At 69.3% G+C, this 15371-nt stretch carries 14 protein-coding genes and 1 tRNA gene; 5 read left to right on the forward strand and 10 right to left on the reverse strand.

Annotation, left to right across the window (positions count from 1 at the left end; genetic code table 11):
* Window position 1 precedes the first annotated feature (1 nt).
* From OC159_RS08420 to OC159_RS08430, 3 genes are read left to right on the forward strand one after another with little or no spacing between them, the layout of a single operon-like run.
* Window positions 2-1105, forward strand: a complete 1104-nt coding sequence (locus tag OC159_RS08420) for an oligopeptide/dipeptide ABC transporter ATP-binding protein (RefSeq protein WP_265500704.1) — start codon at window positions 2-4, stop codon at window positions 1103-1105.
* Window positions 1102-2124 (forward strand): oligopeptide/dipeptide ABC transporter ATP-binding protein, encoded by a 1023-nt coding sequence (locus tag OC159_RS08425; protein WP_265500705.1) that lies wholly within the window; start codon window positions 1102-1104, stop codon window positions 2122-2124. The genes OC159_RS08420 and OC159_RS08425 overlap by 4 nt, the downstream gene beginning before the upstream one ends.
* A gap of 1 nt (window position 2125) precedes the next feature.
* Window positions 2126-3973, forward strand: coding sequence for an ABC transporter ATP-binding protein (locus OC159_RS08430; RefSeq protein WP_265500706.1), 1848 nt, complete (start codon window positions 2126-2128; stop codon window positions 3971-3973).
* Between the two features lie 10 nt (window positions 3974-3983).
* Here OC159_RS08430 and OC159_RS08435 read toward each other — a convergent pair.
* Window positions 3984-4060 (reverse strand) — tRNA-His (locus tag OC159_RS08435).
* 101 nt (window positions 4061-4161) lie between these two features.
* Here OC159_RS08435 and OC159_RS08440 point away from each other — a divergent pair.
* On the forward strand, window positions 4162-4377 hold the full coding sequence (locus OC159_RS08440; RefSeq protein ID WP_265500707.1) for a DUF6324 family protein: 216 nt from the start codon (window positions 4162-4164) through the stop codon (window positions 4375-4377).
* Here the strand turns inward: OC159_RS08440 and OC159_RS08445 are convergent.
* A complete protein-coding gene (locus OC159_RS08445) occupies window positions 4358-4825 on the reverse strand; it encodes an MmcB family DNA repair protein (RefSeq protein ID WP_265500708.1) in 468 nt (155 codons plus the stop codon). The two genes, OC159_RS08440 and OC159_RS08445, sit on opposite strands and share 20 nt — an antisense overlap.
* Before the next feature lie 97 nt (window positions 4826-4922).
* Between OC159_RS08445 and OC159_RS08450 the strand changes: the two genes are divergently transcribed.
* Window positions 4923-5270, forward strand: a complete 348-nt coding sequence (locus OC159_RS08450; protein ID WP_265500709.1) for a RidA family protein — start codon at window positions 4923-4925, stop codon at window positions 5268-5270.
* Here the strand turns inward: OC159_RS08450 and lpxB are convergent.
* The 8 genes from lpxB to OC159_RS08490 form a co-directional block, all read right to left on the reverse strand.
* The gene (lpxB, locus tag OC159_RS08455) at window positions 5248-6408 is read right to left on the reverse strand and encodes a lipid-A-disaccharide synthase (RefSeq protein ID WP_265500710.1); all 1161 of its coding nucleotides are present in this window, start codon (window positions 6406-6408) and stop codon (window positions 5248-5250) included. The two genes, OC159_RS08450 and lpxB, sit on opposite strands and share 23 nt — an antisense overlap.
* Window positions 6409-6484: 76 nt before the next feature.
* Complete coding sequence (locus tag OC159_RS08460) at window positions 6485-7294, reverse strand: LpxI family protein (protein WP_265500711.1); 810 nt, start codon at window positions 7292-7294, stop codon at window positions 6485-6487.
* A gap of 6 nt (window positions 7295-7300) precedes the next feature.
* Window positions 7301-8089: an acyl-ACP--UDP-N-acetylglucosamine O-acyltransferase gene (lpxA, locus tag OC159_RS08465; RefSeq protein ID WP_265500712.1), complete on the reverse strand. Its 789-nt coding sequence runs from the start codon at window positions 8087-8089 to the stop codon at window positions 7301-7303.
* Window positions 8082-8558, reverse strand: a complete 477-nt coding sequence (gene fabZ / locus OC159_RS08470) for a 3-hydroxyacyl-ACP dehydratase FabZ (RefSeq protein ID WP_265500713.1) — start codon at window positions 8556-8558, stop codon at window positions 8082-8084. Before fabZ ends, lpxA begins: the two co-directional genes overlap by 8 nt.
* Window positions 8559-8619: 61 nt before the next feature.
* Window positions 8620-10707 carry a hypothetical protein gene (locus OC159_RS08475; protein ID WP_265500714.1) on the reverse strand — a complete coding sequence of 696 codons (2088 nt, stop codon included), beginning with the start codon at window positions 10705-10707 and terminating at the stop codon, window positions 8620-8622.
* On the reverse strand, window positions 10704-13457 hold the full coding sequence (locus OC159_RS08480; protein ID WP_265500715.1) for a DUF4159 domain-containing protein: 2754 nt from the start codon (window positions 13455-13457) through the stop codon (window positions 10704-10706). The genes OC159_RS08475 and OC159_RS08480 overlap by 4 nt, the downstream gene beginning before the upstream one ends.
* Window positions 13457-14317: a DUF58 domain-containing protein gene (locus OC159_RS08485; RefSeq protein WP_265500716.1), complete on the reverse strand. Its 861-nt coding sequence runs from the start codon at window positions 14315-14317 to the stop codon at window positions 13457-13459. The genes OC159_RS08480 and OC159_RS08485 overlap by 1 nt, the downstream gene beginning before the upstream one ends.
* Window positions 14314-15321, reverse strand: a complete 1008-nt coding sequence (locus OC159_RS08490; RefSeq protein WP_265500717.1) for an AAA family ATPase — start codon at window positions 15319-15321, stop codon at window positions 14314-14316. Before OC159_RS08490 ends, OC159_RS08485 begins: the two co-directional genes overlap by 4 nt.
* Window positions 15322-15371 lie beyond the last annotated feature (50 nt).

The following is a 15371-nucleotide window of genomic DNA, read 5'->3' on the forward strand; positions in this document are numbered from 1 at the left end:
TATGGCCCTTCTTGAACTGCGCGACCTCTCGGTCCGCTTCCAGACCAACGATGCCGAGGTTCTCGCCGTCAACGACGTCAACCTGACGGTCGAGGCGGGCCAAACCCTGGGCATCGTCGGCGAATCCGGCAGCGGCAAATCGCAGCTGTCCTTCGCGATCATGGGCCTTCTGGCGCGGAACGGCCGCGCCTCGGGCAGCGTGATGTTCGACGGGCAGGAGATCCTGAACGCCCCGCCCAAGGTGCTGAACCGCATCCGGGCCGAACAGATCGCGATGATCTTTCAGGACCCGATGACCTCGCTGAACCCCTACATGCGGGTGGCCGACCAGATGGCCGAGGTGCTGGTGCTGCACAAGGGGTTGTCCAAGCGAGACGCCGTCGCCGAGGCGGTCCGCATGCTGGACGCGGTCAGGATCCCGGATGCCAAGGGGCGCATCAGGCTCTACCCGCACGAGTTCAGCGGCGGCATGCGGCAGCGGGTGATGATCGCGATGGCGCTTCTGTGCCGGCCCAGGCTGCTGATCGCGGATGAGCCGACGACCGCCTTGGACGTGACCGTGCAGGCGCAGATCATGCAGCTTTTGTCGGACCTGCAGCGCGACATCGGCATGGCGATGATGCTTATCACCCATGACCTGGGCGTGGTCGCGGGGTCCTGCGAGCGCGTGGCGGTCATGTATGGCGGGCGCATCCGCGAGACGGGACCGGTGGGCCCCATCTTCGCGGAACCCACGCTGCCCTATACGCAGGGGCTGCTGGACGCGATCCCGCGCGTCGATCAGGACGACGAGGAACTGCGCGCAATCCCCGGCCAGCCGCCCAACATGTCGCGCCCGCCTTCGGGATGCGCCTTCCAGCCCCGCTGCCCCTATCGCCGCGACATCTGCGCTCGGATCGACCCGCCGCTGGAGGGCTTTGCCCCCGGCCGCGCCCGCGCCTGTCACGCCCCGGTGGCCGAGGTGCTGGCGCGCCTGACGCAAGCCGCACCCAATCCCGGCCAACCAGCCGCCCATCCTGATGAATTCCCGCCGCAGCCCATTCCCCGTGGCGCCGTCGCCGGTGCGGGCGCTGCCGGAACCCCCAGCACAACGGAGGGACAATGAGCGATCTTCTGAACGTGCGGGACCTGCGCGTGACCTTCCCCATCCGGCGCGAGGGCGCCCTGCCTTGGGCCAAGCCCCAGCCGCTGCAGGCCGTGGCCGGCGTCGACTTCACCCTGCGGCCCGGAGAGACGCTTGGCGTGGTGGGCGAATCGGGTTGCGGGAAATCGACGCTGGCCCGCGCGCTGATCGGGCTGGTGCCAGCCACGGGACAGGCCGAATGGATCGACGGCCGTGACCTGCTGGCGATGACGCCGCGCCAGATGATGGCCTATCGCAGCGACATCCAGATGGTCTTCCAGGACCCACTGGCCAGCCTCAACCCGCGCATGACCGTGGGCCAGATCATCGCCGAACCCCTGACCACCCACCGCCCGGAACTAGGCCGGGTCGAGGTCAAGGAACGGGTGCGCGCGATGATGGACAAGGTCGGCCTGCTGCCCAACCAGATCAACCGCTATCCGCATGAATTCAGCGGCGGGCAATGCCAGCGCATCGGCATCGCCCGCGCCCTCATCGTCCAGCCGAGGCTGATCATCTGCGACGAACCGGTATCGGCGCTGGACGTGTCGATCCAGGCGCAGGTCATCAACCTGCTGATCCGCCTGCAGAACGAGCTGGGCCTGTCGCTGATCTTCATTGCACATGACCTGTCGGTGGTGAAACATATCAGCAACCGCGTGATGGTCCTCTATCTGGGCAGGGTGATGGAGATCGCATCCTCGGAAAAGCTTTACGGCAATCCGCAGCATCCTTATACGCAGGCGCTGCTGTCGGCGGTGCCCGTCCCCGACCCCACGGTGGAAACGGCGAAAACCATCGTGCCGCTGGCTGGCGACCTGCCCTCGCCCATGAACCCGCCATCGGGTTGCGTCTTCCGCACCCGCTGCCCGCGGGCGCAGGCCCGCTGCGCCGCCGAGGTGCCGGAACTGCAGGGCGATGATCACGGCGTCGCCTGCCATTTTCCCGGCCCCCTGACCGAGGCCGAGATCGCCCACGCCCGCCGCCACGAGGCTGCCTGACATGCCGCCCGACGCGCCGTCACCGAACTTCTCGGCGCGTTGGGCGGCGCTGAAGAATATTCCGCCCTTTCTGGCCATGGTCTGGCGGGCCAGTCCCCGCCTGACCGTCGCCATGATCCTGCTGCGTCTGGCGCGGGCGCTGATGCCGGTCGCCATGCTGTGGGTCGGCAAGCTGATCATCGACCGGGTCGTGGCGCTGTCGGCCTCCGGAGGCCCGGACACGCTGGCGGGCTGGTGGGACAGCGGGCTGGGCCATCCGCTGATCGGCCTTGTGCTGCTGGAGCTGGCGCTGGCGGTGGCGCAGGACATCCTGGGGCGGCTGGTCAGCTATACCGATGCGCTGCTGCAGGAAAAGCTGGTCATCGACATCTCCATCCGGCTGATGGATCACGCGGCGGGGCTGGACCTTGCCAGCTTCGAGGACGCCTCGTTCCAGGACCGGCTGGATCGGGCGCGCCGCCAGACCATGGGCCGCATCCCGCTGCTGAACCAGATCATGCAGCAGATGCAGGACGTGATCACCGTTCTCAGCTTTGCGGTCGGCCTGCTGATCTACAACCCGTGGCTGGTCGTGTTGCTGGCGCTGGCGCTGATCCCGTCTCTGTTCGGCGAAATGCACTTCAACGCCCGCACCTATGCCCTGAACCACGCCCGCGCAGCGGACCGTCGCGAACGCGACTATCTGCGGATGATCGCCGCCACCGCGGAAACCGCGAAAGAGGTCAAGATCTTCGGCCTGTCGCCCTGGCTGCGTGACCGCTACCTGACGCTGGCCCGCCGCTTCTATGTCGAGAACCGGGCGATCCAGCGCAGGCAGCTGTCGGTCATGGCGGTTCTGACGACGCTGGGGACACTGGCCTACTACGGCGCCTTCCTATGGATCGTCGCGCGCACGCTGACGGGGCAGCTGTCCATCGGCGATCTGACCTTCCTGTCGGGCAGCTTCCTGCGCCTGCGCGGCCTGCTGGAGGGGCTGCTGTCCAGCTTTTCCAGCATGGCGGGGCAAGCCATGTATCTGGACGACCTGTTCGAGTTCTTCACCGCCGTGCCCGCCATCGCCTCGCCGGCCAACCCCCGTCCGATCCCGCAGCCCATCGCGCAGGGCTTCAGGTTCGAAAATGTGGGCTTTCGCTACCCCGGCCGGAATGACTGGGCCGTCCGCCACATGACACTGGACCTGCGGGCGGGCGAAACCGTCGCGCTGGTGGGCGAGAACGGCGCCGGCAAGACGACGATCGTCAAACTGCTGGCGCGCCTCTACGATCCCGACGAAGGGCGCATCACGCTGGATGGGCACGACCTGCGGGACTATGACCTGGACCAGTTGCGCGCGACGGTCGGCGTGATCTTTCAGGACTTCGTGCGCTATGCCGTCACGGCGGCCGAGAACATCGCCATCGGCAGGATCGAGGCGCGGGACGACCGGCCACGCATCGTGTCCTCGGCCGAACGCGCGCTGGCGGACCAGGTCATCGCCAAGCTGCCGCAGGGATACGACCAGATGGTCGGCAAGCGCTTTGCCCGCGGGTTGGACCTGTCGGGCGGCGAATGGCAGAAACTGGCCATCGCCCGCGCCTATATGCGCGACGCGCAGCTGCTGGTGCTGGACGAACCCACCGCAGCACTGGACGCCCGGGCCGAGTTCGAGGTTTTTCAGCGGTTCCGCGACCTGACGCAGGGGCGGACGGCGCTGCTGATCTCTCACCGCTTTTCCAGCGTGCGCATGGCCGACCGGATCATCGTGCTGGAGGGCGGCCGCGTTCAGGACCAGGGCAGCCATGACGAACTGGTGTCGCGCCCCGGCCGCTATGCCGAGCTGTTCGAGTTGCAGGCGCGGGGATATCGCTGAGGGAGGAAGGTGGTACCGCCTGCCCGTCTCGAACGGGCGACCTCTAGATCCACAATCTAGCGCTCTAACCAACTGAGCTAAGGCGGCACAGGGCGGTTCTTTAGACCTGCCGCGCACCTGTTGCAAGCCCCGCTTGCCGCGAAAATGCACCCGCGCTACAGAAAGTTCTGACGCGAAAGGACAGGCTCATGGGTATCAACAGCGAAAGCGACGTTTCGGCCAACATCCAGATCGGGCCTACCGATCAGGGAATGGTCCGCATCTATGTTCAGGGCGACGGGATCGACCTGCCGATGGATTTCGACCCCGAAGAGGCCGTGGAGATCGCCGAGGAGCTGATGGCCGCAGCCGATGCGGCGCGCGCCACGGACAGCGGCGGCAAGCCTAAAAGGCCCCGGCGCTGATCCCGTCAGGGTCGCAGAGCCCCTGCAGACGCAGGGCGGCGGCGCGGGCGAAGTCACGCTGGACCTTGGTTCGACGCGCGCCCGCCAGCCGCGTCTCGGGACCCATGCGGACCAGTTCAGCGCCAAAGGCGTCGGCCTGGATCAGGCCGGTATCCTCGGGCAGAAGCTCGACCGGGAAGTCGGCGTCGACCGCCCAGAAATAGCGGTCGCACCATTCCAGATACCCCTGCCACTTCCGGTCCGAACGGAAATCGGCGCGCCCGCTCTTGCATTCGACGATCCACAGCTCACCCTTGGGACCAAGGCTGATCAGGTCGACCCGCAGCCCGCGAGCCGGCACGAACTCGGTCAGCACGGCGTGGTTCATGCTGCGAAGAAGCCGCCCGCAGCCGCGCGCAAGGCGCTGGCCGGGCATCGGCGGCAGGATGTCGGTCGGCTGGTGCAACATGACGGCAGGATAGAACACACCGGGAACGACCGCAAGGCGACTTGCCGCTTCGGGACGGCGCGTATAGCGTCCCGCGACACCAACAAAGGAGTTTCAGATGAGCGACATCAAACGGATAGGCACCGGCCCGCGCATGAGCCAGGCGGTCATTGCCAACGGCTTCGTCTTCCTGGCCGGACAGGTCGGAGAGCCCGGCACCCCCGTCGCCGACCAGACCCGCGCGGTCCTGTCGCAGATCGACGACCTGCTCGCGCAGGCCGGCACCGACAAGACGCGCATCGTGTCGGCACAGGTCTGGGTCGCCGACATGGCCGACTTCGCCGAGATGAACGCCGTCTGGGACGCCTGGGTGCCGCAGGGCCACACGCCGGCACGCGCCACCGGCGAATCCGCCCTGGCGACGCCCGACTACAAGGTCGAGATCATCGTGACCGCTGTTCTCTGATCGCCGACAGGACCGAGCGCGCCGCGCGAAGGCCTGGCGCCTCACCCCCCTTGCCCAACCGCTCCATCGTCAGGTCCATCGCCGCAAGCTGCGCGCTGCGTGCCGCGGGATTTTCGAGCGCGTCCTGAAGCGCCTGCGCCATGGGACCGGGCTGGCAGTTGCGGCCCAGGTATTCAGGCACGGCGCGTGTGTCGCTGACCAGGTTGACCAGCGTGACCGTGTCCGTGCGCAGCAGCCAGCCGATCACCAGGCGGCTGAGCGGGGCCATGTCATAGCCGATGACCATCGGGACGCGGTTCGCCGCAAGGTCCAGACTGACGGTGCCGGATGCCGCCAGGGCCAGGTCGGCTGCGGCAAAGGCGGCGCGTTTGCCCTCCGCCTCCTCGATCACGATGGGGGCTGTCGGCCAGCGGCGCGTCATCTCTCGGACGATGCCCGCGACGCCCGGGACCGTAGGCAGGACCACGCGGATCTCGGGGACGCGGTCGCGCAGGCGCATCAGCGCCTCGTCGAAACGCGGCCCCAGGCGCGACACCTCTGACCGGCGCGATCCGGGCAGGCACAGCACCACCGGCGCATCCGGCGCGATCCCGTGACGGTCGCGGAACCCCGCGGCCTCGTCTGGTCCGGCGACGGCAGCGGTGGCGACGGGATGACCGACGAAGTCGCAGGTCATGCCGGCGGCCCGCATCAGGGGCGGCTCGAACGGCAGGATCGCCAGGACGTGGTCGATCACCTCGGCCATCTTTGCGGCGCGACCCGGCCGCCACGCCCAGACCGAGGGCGCAACGTAATGCACCGTCCGCAGATCGGGCCGCCGCGCCCGGACAAGCCGCGCAACGCGCAGGCAGAAATCGGGACTGTCGATGCCGATCAGCACGTCCGGCCTGGCGGCGATGACCGCCTCGGCCGTCTCGGCGATGCGACGCTTGAGGTGGCGATACTTCGGCAGCACCTCCCAGATGCCCATCAGGCTCAGCTCGTCCATCGGAAACAGGCTCTGCAGCCCGTGCGAAACCATCGCAGGGCCGCCGATGCCCGTGATCCGCGCCTCCGGGTCAAGCTGCTTCAGACCGTCCATCAGCGACGCGCCCAGAAGGTCGCCCGATGCCTCGCCAGCGATCAAAAAATAGCGCATGCGGCTCCGCCTGTTCTTGCCGGTCCAAGGGCTAACCTCGGGATCGCCGGAAGGCGAGTCATTTCAGGCCCCTCGCTTAGGCCAACGGCCCGGCAGACCAGAGGAACAGTCCGGCTGCCTCGGCGCGTCGCACCATCTCGGGCTGCTCCAGCAGGATCACGCCGCCTGCTTCCCATGCGATGCCTGCAAGTCCTGCGGCAGACGCCTGGTCGACGCTGTCGGGACCCAGGACGGGCAGGTCGACCCGCCGGTCCTGCCCCGGCTTGGGCGCCTTGTAGAAAACACCCCGCGCGCTTTGCGAATTTGGCCGCAAACCGGCGTGAAGCGCGGCGAATTCCAGCATCGCCGCCGTCCCCGGCAGCGTTTCGAGCGCCAGGCAGAGGCCCTGCGCCACGACCACGCCCTGCCCCAGATCCAGAGTGCCGGTCTGCGCCAGAATCGAGGCGGCCTTGGCCGCATCACGCCTGTCGGCATCACTCGGCGTGCCGCAGACGACACCTTCCGCCGGCATCAAGGGCGCGGCGATTTCATCGACTGCGCATATGGTTACACCGTTTTCCTCGAACACATCCAATACGGTCCGCAGGGCCGCGTCGTCGCCCGACTGCATCGCCATCAGGATGCGCGGCACCAGTTGCGCCGTGCGTGGATCGAAGGCTTCGGGGTCGAGGCGCGGCCTGCGGATCGCACCTGCGAAGACCACGCGATCGATGCCCTGATCTTGCAGTTCGTCCAGGAACGGGACCAGCCGCTCCAACCGAAAGGGCGTGGCGGACAGGCCGTCGGGTTCGAAGCCTTCCAGCGCATAAACGGCGGGATTGTCCAGTTGCGCCGCAACGGCGGGGGCAAGCCGGCCTTGGCCGGCGATGATCGCGATACGGCTCATGCGTCGCTATTCGTCCTTGGGTGCAAGAAAGCTGCGCTCTGACGGGCCGAGGATGAAATCGAGCACGTCGCGTTCCATTCCCGAAACGTCCGTCTCGGCCCGCTGGCGGGCGGCGTCGCGGAAGGACCCCTGCCCCAGTGCGCCCAGAAGTTCGCGAAGGGCGGCGATGTCGCTGCGGCTGGCCCCGCGGCGGCGCAACCCCACAAGGTTCAGCCCGTCCAGATGGCCGCGCGGCCCCTGCACGAGCCCGTAGGGAATGACATCGGCCGTGACCATCGTCACGGCACCGATCATCGCGCCGCGCCCGATGCGCACGAACTGGTGCACGCCCGACAGGCCGCCGACGATCACGTCATCCTCCAGCACGCAATGCCCGGCGATGGCGACGCTGTTGGCGAGGATCACCCGGTCGCCGATCCGGCAGTCGTGCCCCACATGGGAACTGGCCATGAACAGACCGTCATCGCCCACCGTCGTCAGCCCGCCGCCGCCGGCCGTGCCGGGGTTCATCGTGACGTATTCGCGGATGCGGTTCCGGGCGCCGATTTCCAGCCGGACATCTTCGCCCTTGAACTTGAGATCCTGCGGCACCTGGCCGATCGAGGCGAAGGGAAAGATCACCGTCCCCTCGCCGACCGCGGTGTCGCCGGTGACGACGACATGCGATTTCAGCACCACCCCGTCTGCCAGCCGGACGCGGGGTCCGACGACGCAGAACGGGCCGATCTCGACCCCGGCGCCGATCCGGGCCCCGGGCTCGACCACGGCCGAAGGGTGGATGCTGATCTCAGCCATCCTTGCGGGCCATCATCGCCGTATATTCGGCCGAGGCGCAGAGCTGACCGTCGACCATGGCCTTGCCTTCGAACTTCCAGATCTTGCCGCCACCGCGGATTGCGCGGCAGTGCAGTTCCAGCACGTCGCCCGGAACCACCATGCGGCGGAACTTGCAGTTGTCGATGCCCATGAAATAGGTCAGCATTTCCTCGTCCACGACGTTCATGCTGATGCCCACGACGACGGCTGCGGTCTGCGCCATCGCTTCGATGATCGTGACACCCGGCATGACCGGCTGGTTCGGGAAGTGTCCCTGGAAATGCGGCTCGTTCGAGGTCACGTTCTTGATCCCGACGGCGCTTTCGAACGGGACGATGTCGCGCACCTTGTCGATGAAGAGGAAGGGATAGCGGTGGGGAATGATCCGCTTGATCAGCGACAGGTCGGCCTCGGTATAGGGGGCGGGGTTGCGCGTCTCGTCAGCCATGTGGGTTCCTTGGGCGATTTGATCTCGGGTTACCAACGGGGGCGCGGGTTGGCAAGCGCGCTCAGGCGCGTCCCCGCCGACCCTCGGCCAGCCAGCCGGCCAGGATCAGGCCCGCGATCAACGCCAGCCACGCCCATCCCGGCAGCAGCGGGCGGCGTTCAAGGCCGGTGACGGTGGCGGCGTCGCGTGGCGTGATCCCGATCCAGTTGCCGCCAAGGCCCGCGCCGCTGGTGGCACGGCCGACACGAACCTGCCGAAGATCGGGAATGCCATCGGACAGGCGCTGCACGGATCCCCCCGACGCCTCGACCAGCGGCGTCAGCAGGGGGGCGTCGGCCACCGTCTCCTCGAACTCGCGCGGGGCCGAGGGGCCAAGCGCCAGCACCCGCCGCAAATCGCCGTCCTGCAGGCGATAGAGTCCGGGTTCGGGAGCCGTCCAGTCGGCGGTGAAGCGGCCTGGCCCATCCTCTGTCAGCGGAACCTCGGTCGTGCTGCCGTCGGGATGGCTCACGACCAGCGGCCCCGCGGTTTCGGCCATGGTGCGGCGGGTGAAGCGGACCGCCAGCCCGTCCCGCACGTCGGCCAGAAGGGCCTCCTCCTCCAGCTCGGGTTCCTTCATTGACCAGTGGGCGATGCGGCGCAGCAGCTCCAGCTGCGGGCCGCCACCTTCGAAGCCGCGCCCCCACAGCCACACCTGGTCCGAGGTCAGCAGCGCCACCCGGCCCTCACCGACGCGGTCGAGGATCAGCAGGGGGCTGTCCTCGGCCCCTGTCATCGCGACCTGCGCGCCGGGGTCCGGCGTCACTTCGGCCATGCGCAGCCAGCGGCCCCAGTCGGGATCTTCGCCGGCACCTGGCAGGCCGGCGGTTACCGGGTGGCGCTGTCCGTCGTCGGTCAGGCGGGGCAGAAACGGCTCGTCGATGACGCGACCGGTGGGACGCGCGGGCAGGACCTGTCCCAGGGGCGACAGGTTCAGGCTCTCGACCGAGGCCATCTCGGGACCGGCCGAGACAAGGATCGCGCCACCCTCCTGCACATATCGCGCGATGTTGGCGTAATAGTCCGGCGGCAGGATGCCCCGCACACGATAGCGGTCGAAGATGATCAGGTCGAAATCGTCGATCCGGTCCAGGAACAGTTCCTGCGTTGGGAAGGCGATCAGTGACAGCTCGCTGACCGGAACGCCGTCGAACTTGTCGGGCGGGCGCAGGATGGTGAAGTGGATCAGGTCGACGGCAGCGTCGGACTTCAGCAGGTTGCGCCAGGTCCGTTCGCCCGCATGGGGTTCCCCAGACACCAGCAGCACCCGCAGACGGTCGCGCACGCCGTTGATGCTGATCGCAGCGGCATTGTTGCGGTCGGTCAGTTCGGTGGGCTGGGCGTCCAGCGCGATCTGCACGACGTTCTGTCCCGCATGGGTCGGCACGACCGGCAGCGTCAGGCTGGTGTTCATCGGGACCGCGATGGTCTGCTCGTCCTCTCCGTCCAGCGACAGGCGCAGGTTCACGCTGCCGGTGCGGCTGGCGTCGGGGACGGCGCCCTGGTCCTCGACCCGCAGGCGGATCGTCACCTCCTGGTCGATGAGACCGAAGGCAGGGGCCTCCTCGATGACCAGGCGGCGGTCCCAGTCCTGGGGCTGGCCGGTCAGCAGGACGTGCAGCGGCGCGGGCAGATCGGCGGGCAGCATCGCGGGGTCGTGCAGCCGCCCGTCGGTCAGGGCGATCACGCCGGCCAGGCGGGAGTCTGGCTCGGCCGCGGTGGCGCGCGCCAGGGCGGTCGCCAGCAGCGTCCCGTCCGGATCGTCGCCCACCGTCACTCGCCGCAGGTCGGTCGCCGGCAGCGCCGCAAGCTGCGCCGAGAGCGCCTCGACCGCCTGATCGACCTGCCCGGCCCGCTCCGGCAGGTCCTGGCTGGAGGATCGGTCGTCCAGCAGGATCACGATGTCGCTCAGACCCGCGCGGGTGCCCAGTTCAAGCGCCGGACCCGCCAGCGCCAGCGCCGCCGCAAGCCCAGCCAGACCGCGCCACGCCCATCCGCGCAGGCCCCGCCACAGCGCAAAGCCCGCCACCAGCGCCGCCAGGACTGTCAAAACGGCGATCGCCCACCACGGCAGGGCCGGGTCGAAGCGCAATTGGGTCAAGGAGGTCATGGCGCAAGGATCTCCTCGATCCGCAGGCGGTCAAGCAGTGCAGGAACGTGCACCTGGTCGGATTTGTAGTTTCCGGTCAGCACGTACATGATCAGGTTGATGCCGAAGCGATAGGCCATCTCGCGCTGCTGCTCGCCCTCCCATCCGCTGCCGATCGGGAAGACAGAATAGCCGTCGTCGTCGACAGCCCAGGCCTCGGCCCAGCTGTTGCCACCGATCACCACCGGGCTGACGCCGTCGTTCAGCTGCCGGAACGGAGCACCGGCCTCTGTCTCGGCTGTCAGCGGCGGCGCCTCGAGCCAGACGGGGTTGCCCTGCCAACGGCCCGGAAAATCCGACAGCAGGTAGAAGGTCCGTGTCAGGACGTGATCGTCAGGGACCGGCGCCAGCGGCGGGATGTCCAGCGGTGCGGCCAACCGGCGCAGCGCACCCGACATGTCGGGACCGCCCACCCCGGTCACGTCGCCGTCGCGCGTGTCGAAAAGGATCATCCCGCCCGACCGCAGGAAGTCGTTCAGCCGCAGATAGGCCTGCGGGCTTGGCGCGGGCTGCGATTCCGTCACCGGCCAATAAAGGAAGGTCAGCAGCGACAGGTCATCCTGGTCCAGGTCGATGCCGATGGGGCGCCCCGGCTCGACCGAGGTCCGCTGACGCAGGGCCAGCGACAGGCCCCAGAGACCTTGCTCGGACGCCTCGTCCACGCGGCTGTCGCCGGTGATGATGTAGGCCAGCGCGACCTCATCGGCAGCACGGGCCAGGTCGGCGTCGATCTCTTGGGCCGACACGCGCGGCGCCGGCATTAGCGCCAGCAGCAGGACCAGCGCCGCCCCGCCGCCCCGCCTGCCGCCCCGCGCCACCATCACCGACCCCAGCGCATCCAGCGCCAGCATCAGCGCCGCCGCGGCCAGCAGCAGGCCCTTGAGGTCGCGACCGGGCGTGGCGCGGACATCCTCGACCGTGGCGCCGGGCCAGTCGGCCAGCGTGAAGGGACCGCCCGCGTTCAGCGCCTGCCGTCGCTCTCCGGCGACATAGATACCCGCCGGATGCCCGGGACCTGGACCCCTATCCAGATCCTCGGCCGCGACGGGCACCAGGTCGGTAGGGTCCGCGGGGCGGCCGAAACCGTCCAGCACCGTCTGGGGTGTCCAGAACGGCTGGACGCGATCCTCGGCGGCTTCCTCCGAGGGCGATAGGCGCGCGGTCGCGACCAGACGCTCCATCATCCGGACAAAAAGACCCGAGAGCGGCAGGTTGGACCATTCCGCGTTGGCGGTGACATGGACCAGCACCACCTGCCCCTGGCCATTCCTGTCGCGGGTAATCAGAGGCGTGCCGTCCGACAGCGATGCGATGGTCCGTTCCGAGAGATCGGGCGAGGGTTGCGCCATCAGCTGCGCCCTGACCGTCACCTCGTCCGGCAGCGTCAGGCCCGCGAAGGGCCCGTCGGCAGGAAAGGGCGCCAGTCCTCGCGGATCGCCCCAGCTGAGCGCGCCGCCGATGTCGCGGCCGCCCTGACGCGGCGCGACGGGCAACAGCGGCTCCTCCATCAGCCGGTCATAGCCGGCCATGCGTGGACCGGCGAAGCGGATCAGCAGGCCGCCCTGCTGGACCCAGTCCGCCAGTTCGGGCGTTTCCGCCAACTGGACCTGGTCGGCCAGGATGATGACATCCGGCGCCGTGTCCAGCACGTCGCCAAGCGCCCCCTCGACCAGGTCGGTCGTCGGCGCCAGCGCCTGGCGCAGGTAATGGGTCTGGGCCAGCAGGCGCTGACCTTCGGCCTGGTCGGCGGGGTCGCCCACAAGGCCCACCTTGCGCCGCCGCACCCGGTCGTCGGCCAGAACGACGGCACCGGCATGACCCTCGGCCTGGACCTGGAACCGGGTGATGCGGTTGCGCAGCTCGGGCGGCAGGTCGATGGCGACGGGGCGAACGGTCAAGCCCTCGTGCACTGATGGATCACCCGGCGTCAGCGTCGCCAGCGCGCGCTCGATACCCTGCGGATCGGGGCCGATGGCCTCGATCGTGGGCGCGGCATCGTCGATTGCGCGCAGCGTCAGCGACGGCGTCTCGCCCTCGGCCAAGGACAGTGTCCGCAGCGGACGCGACGGCGGAACCACCGTCACCGGGCCGCGATCCGCCAGCGCCTGCAGCCAGGCGGGGCGGTTGGCATAGTCCGTCCCGTCCGCCAGCCACAGCGTCGAAAGCCGACCCTCGGGCGCATCCGCCAGCGCGGCCTGCGCGTCCTCGGGCAGGGTCGAGGGCCACGAGACCGGCTGCGCCCCCCGCAGGCCCGCGCGAAGGCTGTCTGCGGGCTGAAAGGCCAGGACGGCATCCGCCTGCCCGTCGGCCAGAAGCAGGGCGGCGGGACGGCCATCAGCCGCGGCGTCGGCCAGGGCGCGGTCGGCGCGCGTCTGGCGGGCGGACCAGTCGGGCGCGGCGGCATAGCCCGCGTCCATCACGACCAGCAGCGGCCCGTCGGCGGGTGCTTGCCGGACGGGCTTCCACACCGGTCCCGCGAAAGCCAGGATCAGCGCCGCGACCGCGGCAAGGCGCAGCAGCAGCAGCCACCAGGGCGTGCGTTGCGCTACCGGGTTGCAGTCCGCCAGCCCCGCCAGCAGCGCCACGCCGGGAAAGACGATGCGCCGCGGCGCTGGCGGCATCGCGCGCAGGATCACCCACAGGACCGGAAGCGCAACCAGCGCCCCCAGCACCCAGGGCGCGGCGAACCCGAGAGGCCCCAGCAGCAGCATCAGCGGGTCCCCTGCCCCAAGGCCTGCCACAGCCAGCCAAGCGCCTCGACCGGATCGGCGTCGCTCAGATGCGTGCCGAACTGCCAGCCCGCCTGCCGTGCCTGTGCCGCCACCCAGTCCTGCCGGTCGGCCAGCCGCCGAAGATAGGCGTCGCGCAGTCCGCCGGCATCCCGGCTGTCATGGCGCATCCCGCCGGCGGGGGCACGAAACTCCACTGCGCCGTCGTAGGGGAAGGTCGCTTCGTCCGGGTCGAGGACCTGCAGCAGCACCCCCATCGTGCCGAGGCTGGCAGCCTGTGTCAGCAGCGCCTGCACCCAGGAAGGGTCGGACAGGAAGTCCGACAGCACCACCACCCGCATCTGCGGCCGCAGGGCGGCGGCCGGATTGGTGTCGCCCGGGGCCAGCAGCCCCTCGGCCAGCCGTTCGGCCTGAAGCCGCCCGGCGCGGGGCGGCTGGCCCAGCAGGGCGACCTTCTCGCCTCCGCGCAGCATCAGCATGCCCACGGCCAGCGCCAGAAGGCGGCCGCGTTCCGCCTTGGTAGGGCGGTCGGGACCGCCGGCGAAGTCCATGCCCGGGTTGCGCGACAACCAGATGGCGGCAGACTGCGCCGTCTGCGCCTCTCGGTCACGGACGAACTGCGCGTCCGACCGGGCCGAGCGGCGCCAGTCGATGCTGCGCGCCGTGTCGCCCTGTGCCGCGGGACGGTATTGCCAGAAATCCTCGCCCGGTCCGGCGCGGCGCAAGCCATGGGCACCGGGCGCGACCATCGCGGCCAGGCGTTCGGCCGACAGGATCAGGCCCGGCAGGTGGCCGGATGCAGCCTCGGCCCGGGCGCGCAGATCGACCGGAGACAGGCTCATGCGGCGCGGCGATCCGCGGCCCGGTCGTCCAGCAGTCGCGCGATCACGCCGTTCACCGTCTCGCCGCGCGCACGGGCCGCAAAAGACAGCGCCATGCGGTGGCGCAGGACGGGCGCCGCCATCGCGGCCACGTCGTCCAGCGTCGGCGCGAAGCGGCCGTTCAGCACCGCACGCGCCCGCGTCACCAGCATCAGCGCCTGAGCGGCGCGCGGCCCCGGCCCCCAGACCAGAGACTCGGTCACGAACTGCGGTGACTCGGGCGCGCCCGGACGGGCGGCGCGGACAAGGTCCAGGATCGTCTCGACCACGGATTCGCCCACCGGCATCCGGCGGATCAGGCGCTGCGCGGCGATCAGATCCTCGGGCGCGAAGGCGGCATGGGGGGCGCCCTCCTCGATGCCGGTCGTCGCCAGCAGGATCTGGCGTTCGGTGTCACGGTCGGGATAGTCGACGTCGATCTGCAGAAGGAAGCGGTCCAGTTGCGCCTCGGGCAAGGGATAGGTCCCCTCCTGCTCGATCGGGTTCTGGGTCGCAAGGACGTGAAACGGGCGGCCAAGCGGGCGGTGCTGGCCGCTGATCGTGACCTCTCGCTCCTGCATGGCCTGCAGCAGTGCGGACTGGGTGCGTGGGCTGGCGCGGTTGATCTCGTCCGCCATCAGCAGCTGCGTGAAGACGGGACCCTCGATGAAGCGGAAGGCGCGGCTGCCGTCGGGCAGCGCGTCCAGCACCTCGGAGCCCAGGATGTCGGCGGGCATCAGGTCGGGGGTGAACTGGATGCGGCGGCTGTCGAGACCCAGCACCGTCGACAGCGTGTCCACCAGCATCGTCTTGCCAAGGCCCGGCTGGCCGATCAGCAGCGCGTGCCCGCCTGCGAGGATCGCAGCCAGCACCTGTTCCACGACGTCGTGCTGACCGACGAACCGCCGCTCCGTGCTCTGGCGCGCTTCGGCCAGACGCGCGGACAGACCCTGCACCTCTTGCACCAGAATTTCGTCCGACGTCATGACAATGCCCTTCCGCTGCTTTAAGCAGAGCATAGGCAACCGGCACGGAG

The sequence above is a fragment of the Paracoccus beibuensis genome, from assembly GCF_026162625.1.
GTDB classification, from domain to species: domain Bacteria; phylum Pseudomonadota; class Alphaproteobacteria; order Rhodobacterales; family Rhodobacteraceae; genus Paracoccus; species Paracoccus beibuensis.